Genomic DNA, 7,037 nt, shown 5'->3' with positions numbered 1-7,037 from the left:
TCGACCCGCTGCGACACGCGCCAGCGGCCCGGCTCCTCCCGCGCGATCAGGCCGGCGCCTTCCGCCTTGGGATAAAGCGGCTGAAGCGCGATGCCGTCATGGGTGCGCCCGACGAGTTTCTTCGAGAAGTCCGCGCCCTTGAGCACGCCCTCGACAAGCGTCAGCCATTGCTCGCGCGTCGCGGCAGGAAAATCGGCGGCAAGAGACAGATCGTCCATCTTCATCCTCTGGCGGAGGGCAATTCGCGTTGCGCGGAAGATAGCGGGTGGGAGGGGGCGTGGGAATGCGCAAAAGGGCGGGGAACGGTGAATATGGCGCGTCATCCCGGACGGCGTAAGCCGATCCGGGATCGTTGGCAGGTAAGGTGCTTGAAACTCTCCCGTCATCACCAGCCTTGTGCCGGTGATACCGATGCCTTGAAACGTGGCGCTCTTCAGATCGGGATGGCCGGGACAAGCCCGGCCATGACGAGAACTATTCTGATCCCGGATTCTGCTGCGCAGCCCCGGGATGACGTTTGCGGATGGCCTCAGACGAACTGCGACAGGCCGGGGATGGAGCCCATGATCGCGCCCATCGTGTCCTCACCGGCCTTTTCGCGGCCATAGGCGAAGAGTTCCTTGCCCAGCGGCTGCATCTGGCCCATCGACACGCCGATGCCCATGAGCTGGCCGCCCAGCGCCATTACGCCGCCGCCCATGGAGCCCATCATGCCCATGAGGCCGCCGCCTCCACCGGCGCCGGAATTGCTCTCGGCAATCGCCTCTTGAGCGCCGGGAAGGGCATCGATGAGCTGGTTCACCTCGTTGGCAGGGCCCTCCTTCTGGAGGTAGCCGAGAATGAGCCCGATGGCTTTGCGGGCCGTAGCCTGATCGAGGCCTGTCTTCTGCGTCACGCGGGCGAGGAGCTCATCCATCTATATCTCCTGGTACTGGATGGGTGGAATGGTTTAGCTCTAAACTATATAATCGCCAAACCCCAAATAAAAAGTCTTCCAGTAGAAACTGGCGACAGGGCTTCTAAGATCCTTGAATAGGATTCGGGAGAGACGTGATGCTCGTGGACGGCAAGATCTTCATCGGCAAAGGCACCAAGCCGGAATATCTCGACTTGAGGCTCGCCAACCGACACGGCCTCGTCACCGGCGCGACGGGCACGGGCAAGACCGTGTCGTTGCAGGTGCTGGCGGAAGGCTTTTCCAGCGCGGGCGTCCCGGTTTTCGCAGCCGATATCAAGGGCGATCTCTCCGGCATGGCTGCTCCCGGCAACGGCAAGGAGCCCCTGGTCAAGCGAGCCGCCGAGATCGGCATCGAATACAAGCCCGACAAATTCCCCGTCGTGTTCTGGGACATCTTCGGCGAGCAGGGACATCGCGTCCGCGCGACGATCTCCGAAATGGGGCCGCTGCTCCTCTCCCGTCTTCTCGAACTCAACGACACGCAGGAAGGCGTGCTCAACATCGTCTTCCGCATCGCCGACGAGCAGGGTTTGCTGCTGCTCGACCTGAAGGATTTGCGCGCGCTGCTTCAGCTCGTCTCCGACAATGCCAGCGAACTCACGACGAGTTACGGCAATGTGTCGAAGGCCACCATCGGCACCATCCAGCGCCAGCTGCTCGTGCTTGAAAACCAGCAGGGCGACGAGTTTCTCGGTGAGCCTGCGCTCAACATCAAGGATTTGATGCGTAACGATCGCGACGGGCGCGGCGTGGTGAACATTCTGGCCGCCGACAAGCTCATGAGCAATCCGCGCCTCTACGCCACGTTCCTATTGTGGCTCATGTCGGAGCTGTTCGAGGAGCTGCCGGAAGTAGGCGATCTCGATCAGCCCAAACTCGTGTTCTTCTTCGACGAGGCGCATCTTCTGTTCAACGACGCCCCGAAGGCGCTTGTCGAGACGGTGGAGCGCGTCGTGCGCCTCATCCGCTCCAAGGGCGTCGGCGTCTATTTCATCACGCAGAACCCGATCGATGTGCCGGAGAGTGTTCTCGCGCAGCTCGGCAATCGGGTGCAGCATGCGCTTCGTGCCTATACGCCCCGCGAGCAGAAGGCGGTGCGCGTGGCGGCGCAGACATTCCGGCAGAACCCCGCCTTCGATACCGAAAAGGCGATCACCGAGCTCGGCGTCGGCGAGGCCCTGGTCTCGACACTCGAAGGCAACGGCACGCCCTCCATGGTGGAGCGCACGCTGATCGCGCCGCCCATGGCACAGGTCGGGCCCATCGAATTGTCGGAGCGACAGCAGATCCTGGCATCGAGCCCCATGAAGGGGAAATACGACCAGCCCATCGACCCAGAATCTGCCTACGAGATGCTGGCGAAGCGCGCCGAACAGGCGGCTGCCGAAGCCAAGGCGGCGGAAAGTGGGGGAGGAATCCTCGACATGATCGGCGGACTCTTCGGCACCGGCGGGCCGCAGCGGAAAGGCAGCCTGACCACGGGTCAACGCGTCACCCGCGAGGTCACGCGCACCATCGTCAACCAGACGGTCGGCAGCCTCGCTGCGGAGATCGGCAAATCCATCGGCGGTCGCCAGGGCGGCTCCATCGGCCGCGCCATTGTACGCGGGACGTTGGGCGGGTTGCTGCGGCGGTAGGGCGCTGTTCGTTTACAGGATGAAGCGACTGTCCTCTCACGTCATGGCCGGGCTTGTCTCGGCCATCGCGATGCGAAAAGCGCAGCGCCTCAATCCATCGGGATCACCGGCACAAGGCCGGTGATGACGTAAGAGTGCGACGAACGGCAAATTTCAGTTGCCATCAGCGGGCAGATTGTTAGGACCTTACGCTCAAAGGCGGCGATCCTGCGGCCTCGGGCTTGTCTTCAGTACCATGTCGTCTCGCGCTGCTGTTCTCTCATCCCAGACCAAGTCCAAGAGCGGCTTGCTCCTCGGCATCGCAGCCGCTCTCATCGTATGCAGCGGCGCGGCGTTCTGGATCGGGACCGAGACGCCGCGTGAGCTGACCTCCGAGGCCTATGCCGACCAGCGTCTGCCGCTCATCAATTCGCAGCTGAACGAGGCGAAGCCCGGCTTCATCTTCCTTTCGGGCGATTCCCATTCCGAGTTGCTGAACACGACCTACAGGCTGTGCGGCAGGGAGCTGGTGAATGGCGGCGTCAGCGGCGCGAAGGCCGAACTCTACCGCGACTTCGTCAACCGGCTCGCCTTAGACGCCGCGCCCGCTGCTGTGGTTTACTCCATCGGCACGAACAACCTGCTGCGCAAGAAGAAGCCCTTGTCGGCTGCGCCCACGCGCTCGTTCGAGGACAACGTGGCCCGCACGGTCGCAGCTTTCCGCAGGAAGGCCCCCCGCGTGATCGTTCTCGCGGTTCCGCCGATCAGCACGGAGTTGAAGGACAAGTTCGAGATCGCTGCGGTGAGTGCTTATTCTCAGGTCCTCCAGAGTGCCTGCAAGCGCGCGGGCTGCGAGGTCATCGACCCTTATGATTTCGCCCGCGAGTCTGACGGCAACACCGCGCGTCCGCAGGCGACCCGCGACGGCATCCACCTGTCCTCCTACCGCGCGGTCCACGAGCGGATGGAGCAACTCCTCTGCCCCGGCGGGACGCTCTGAGATAGGGGCTAGGCTTGCCAAGCGCGCTGATCGGGAGCATGGAGACCATGTTCCTCGAAGCGAGAAGTCTTTCATGTCCCAGCTCGACCAAGTCCTGTCCAAGATCGACGCCGATTCCGATGCCGCCCTGGAGCGCCTGTTCCAGTGGCTGAAGGTGCCTTCGATCTCTACCGATCCCGCCTATAAGGACCATTGCCGCAAAGCCGGCCAATGGCTTGTGGACGAGCTGAAGACCATGGGAATCGAGGCTTCCCTGCGCGAGACCGGCGGTCATCCCGCTGTTGTTGCTCACGCTAAGGGTGAGACGAAGCCGCATGTGCTGTTCTACGGCCATTATGACGTGCAGCCCGTCGATCCGCTGGAGATGTGGGGCCGTCCGCCCTTCGAGCCGGCCATCATCACTTTGCCGGATGGCCGCAAGGCCATCAGCGCCCGCGGTTCCGCCGACGACAAGGGCCAGGTCATGACCTTCGTGGAGGCCTGCCGCGCGTGGAAGGCCGTCACCGGCTCGCTGCCGATCAATATCACCTTCCTCGTCGAGGGCGCGGAGGAGGACGGCTCTAAATTCCTGCCTGAGTTCATCGAGGCCAACAAGGATGAGCTGAAGGCCGATGTCGCTCTTGTCTGCGATACCGGCATGTGGGACCAGGATACGCCGGCTATCACCTCATCGCTGCGCGGCATGGTCTATGAGGAAGTGATCGTGCGCTGCGCCGACCGCGACCTGCATTCCGGCTCCTTCGGCGGCGCGGCCCGCAATCCGATCCATGTGCTCTCGAAGATCATCGCCGCCATCCATGACGACAATGGCCGCATCACGATTCCGGGCTTTTATGATGGCGTTCCCGAGACGCCCACGCAGATCCTCGAGCAGTGGAAGGGCCTCAACCTGACGGAGGAGGATTTCCTCGGGCAGGTGGGCCTGAAGCATTCCGCCGGCGAGAAGGGCCGCATGCTCATTGAGCAGATTCAATCGCGCCCCACCTGCGATGTGAACGGCATCATCGGCGGCTATACGGGCGAAGGCACGAAGACCGTGATCGCGGCGGAAGCGAGCTGCAAGATCTCCTTCCGCCTCGTGGGCGATCAGGACCCCGCGAAGATCTCCGAGAACTTCCACGCCTTCGTGCGCGAGCGCATTCCCGCCGATTGCTCGGTGGAGTTCATCATGCACAAGGGATCGCGCGCGCTCGCCCTGCCGCACGACTTCCCGGCGCTCACCGTTGCGAAGGCGGCCTTGCACGACGAATGGAAGAAGGAGCCCATCGTCATCGGCATGGGCGGCTCGATCCCGGTCGGCGGCGATTTCAAGCGCACGCTCGGCCTCGACACGCTCTTCGTCGGCTTCGGTCTCGACGACGACCGCATCCACTCGCCGAACGAGAAATACGACCTCAAGAGCTTCCATAAGGGCACCCGCTCCTGGGCGCGCATTCTGGCGGCTTTGGCGAAGTAAATTCGCTCGTCTTCATCTGCGCATGTCACGGCCGGCACAAGGCCGGCCATGACGTCGAGAGTGAGAGAGGGGGGGGCCTGAAGGCTCCCTCACACCAGCTTGTCGAGCGACGCGATGATGGCGTGAGGTTCGAGTTCCGGATATTCATCCGGCATGTTGAACCGGTTCACCCAGATCGGAATGAGCCCGAAGGCGGCAGCTCCGGCGACGTCCCAGCGGTTCGCGGACACGAAGACGATTTCATCGGCGTTCAGGGACAGCGCATCGAGAGCGAGGTGATAGGCGTCGGGGCTGGTCTTGAACACCTTCGCAGCATCGACGGAGAGAACGGTGTCGAGGTCGCTCGCGAGACCCGCCGAATTGACGGCGGCGCTCAGCATGGCGTGGTCGCCGTTGGAGAGGATGCCGGTGCGAAGGCCTGCATTCCGGAGAGAGGCCAGGGCGGGCTTCACATCGCCATAGGCGTCGAGCGAGCGGTAGGAATCGAGGAGGAGGGGCCTGATCGAAAGATCCACGGTCGGGCAGCGGGCGATGGCGTAGTCCAGCGCCCGCTCGGTCAGCGACCAGAAAGTCTCGTATCGTTCGGCCAGGGACAAGACCCAGGAATATTCGAGCTGCTTGGCGCGCCAGATTTCCGAGAGGCGCGCCGCCTCGGGGCCGACCTGCGCCGAATGCCGGGCGACCGCGGAGTGAACATCGAACAAAGTACCGAAAGCGTCGAACACGACGGCCTTGGCGCGAATGGGAATGATGGCGGACATAGTGCCTTTAGCCCTGCATGCGAGGGGAAACCTACTTTCATTGAATCGATCATCCTCTTTCATGCATTTCATCACAAGTCTTCATGATGCCGATCCGGACGTCCAATTGACGCCAGCCGCGTGAAGGGATTCGATACGCGTACTTTTTGACCTGCAAGGATGAAGACAAGTGGCCTGGTATTCACAGACATGGAACTGGTTCAACGGTGAGTGGCACGAGGGCAATCCGTCCCTGATCGGACCGCGTTCCCATGTATCCTGGCTTGGATCGTCCGTTTTCGACGGGGCGCGGGTCTTCGAGGGCGTGATGCCCGACCTGGACCTGCATTGCGAGCGCGTGAACCGCTCCGCCCTGTCCATCGGCCTCAAGCCCACCATGGACCCCAAGGCCATCGCCGAGCTGGTCAGGGAAGGCGTGAAGAAGTTCGCACCCGGCACGGCGCTCTACGTGAAGCCCATGTACTGGGGCGAAGCCGAGGGCTTGGGCACGATCGCCCCCGATCCGGATTCCACCCAGTTCTGCCTCACCCTCTTCGAGGCGCCGATGCCAGTGCCCGGCGGCATGAGTGTGATGAAATCGAGCTTCCGCCGCCCGACGCTGGAATCCATGCCCACCGATTCGAAAGCCGGCGCCCTCTATCCCAACAATGCCCGCGTGCTCCGCGAGGCGAAGGAGAAGGGTTTCGACAACGCGCTCGTCTGCGATGCGCTCGGCAACGTGGCGGAGACGGCCACCTCCAATGTGTTCATGGCCAAGGACGGCGTGGTCTATACGCCGTTTCCGAACGGCACCTTCCTCAATGGCATCACCCGCCAGCGTGTGATCCAGCTGCTGCGCGACGACGACGCCAAGGTTGTCGAGAGCACCTTGCGCTACGAGGATTTCGCCAGTGCGGACGAGATCTTCATCTCGGGCAATTATTCCAAGGTGATGCCGGTCCTTCGCATCGACAGCCGCGATCTCCAGCCCGGCCCGTTCTACAGCCGTGCCCGTGAACTGTATTGGGCCTTCGCCCACGGAAAGATCGGAAGCAAGGCTGCTTGAGTTCTCCACGTCATGCCCGGGCTTGTCCCGGGCATCCCGATCAGAATAGCACTATGCTTCACCTTATCGGGATCACCGGCACAGGGCCGGTGATGACGTGAGTGGGCATGCAGTCCTCCCGCCTCTCAACCAAGTGTGATCCCGCCATAGGGCGGCGCTCGTCCACTCGCGCCCTAAATGGTTCCAGCATTGTGCCAAAGC

6 protein-coding genes and 1 pseudogene are annotated in these 7,037 nt (G+C 62.7%); 4 read left to right on the top strand and 3 right to left on the bottom strand.

The genetic code is table 11. The annotated features are described in order from the left end of the window. Positions 1-218 (bottom strand): annotated as a pseudogene (locus AB4Y85_RS15375) (methylmalonyl-CoA mutase); the annotation flags it as partial. Positions 219-529: 311 nt separating this feature from the next. Next, complete coding sequence (locus AB4Y85_RS15370; protein ID WP_441985781.1) at positions 530-916, bottom strand: DUF2267 domain-containing protein; 387 nt, start codon at positions 914-916, stop codon at positions 530-532. Positions 917-1,053: 137 nt separating this feature from the next. On the opposite strand from AB4Y85_RS15370, the gene AB4Y85_RS15365 reads away from it, so the two are divergent. From AB4Y85_RS15365 to AB4Y85_RS15355, 3 genes are all read left to right on the top strand, one after another. Continuing rightward, on the top strand, positions 1,054-2,595 hold the full coding sequence (locus tag AB4Y85_RS15365) for a helicase HerA-like domain-containing protein (RefSeq protein WP_441985789.1): 1,542 nt from the start codon (positions 1,054-1,056) through the stop codon (positions 2,593-2,595). Between the two features lie 235 nt (positions 2,596-2,830). Then, positions 2,831-3,574, top strand: a complete 744-nt coding sequence (locus AB4Y85_RS15360) for an SGNH/GDSL hydrolase family protein (RefSeq protein ID WP_441985780.1) — start codon at positions 2,831-2,833, stop codon at positions 3,572-3,574. Positions 3,575-3,647: 73 nt separating this feature from the next. Further along, positions 3,648-5,030, top strand: a complete 1,383-nt coding sequence (locus AB4Y85_RS15355; protein WP_441985779.1) for a M20/M25/M40 family metallo-hydrolase — start codon at positions 3,648-3,650, stop codon at positions 5,028-5,030. Positions 5,031-5,119: 89 nt separating this feature from the next. On the opposite strand, the gene AB4Y85_RS15350 is transcribed toward AB4Y85_RS15355, so the two are convergent. Beyond that, positions 5,120-5,791 carry a haloacid dehalogenase type II gene (locus AB4Y85_RS15350; protein WP_441985778.1) on the bottom strand — a complete coding sequence of 224 codons (672 nt, stop codon included), beginning with the start codon at positions 5,789-5,791 and terminating at the stop codon, positions 5,120-5,122. 169 nt (positions 5,792-5,960) lie between these two features. Between AB4Y85_RS15350 and AB4Y85_RS15345 the strand changes: the two genes are divergently transcribed. Further along, positions 5,961-6,836 (top strand): branched-chain amino acid aminotransferase, encoded by an 876-nt coding sequence (locus tag AB4Y85_RS15345; RefSeq protein ID WP_441985777.1) that lies wholly within the window; start codon positions 5,961-5,963, stop codon positions 6,834-6,836. Positions 6,837-7,037 lie beyond the last annotated feature (201 nt).

The organism is Microvirga sp. 2YAF29 (assembly GCF_052114605.1).
Classification (GTDB): Bacteria; Pseudomonadota; Alphaproteobacteria; order Rhizobiales; family Beijerinckiaceae; genus Microvirga.
Note: the sequence above shows the minus strand (reverse complement) of the source record. Positions and strands in the feature narration are given on the sequence as shown.

What these genes read in the sequence shown, in the direction of transcription:
- AB4Y85_RS15370 (WP_441985781.1), bottom strand. Translation starts at nt 916, where the DNA reads ATGGATGAGCTCCTCGCCCGCGTGACGCAGAAGACAGGCCTCGATCAG.
- AB4Y85_RS15365 (WP_441985789.1), top strand. Translation starts at nt 1,054, where the DNA reads ATGCTCGTGGACGGCAAGATCTTCATCGGCAAAGGCACCAAGCCGGAA.
- AB4Y85_RS15360 (WP_441985780.1), top strand. Translation starts at nt 2,831, where the DNA reads ATGTCGTCTCGCGCTGCTGTTCTCTCATCCCAGACCAAGTCCAAGAGC.
- AB4Y85_RS15355 (WP_441985779.1), top strand. Translation starts at nt 3,648, where the DNA reads ATGTCCCAGCTCGACCAAGTCCTGTCCAAGATCGACGCCGATTCCGAT.
- AB4Y85_RS15350 (WP_441985778.1), bottom strand. Translation starts at nt 5,791, where the DNA reads ATGTCCGCCATCATTCCCATTCGCGCCAAGGCCGTCGTGTTCGACGCT.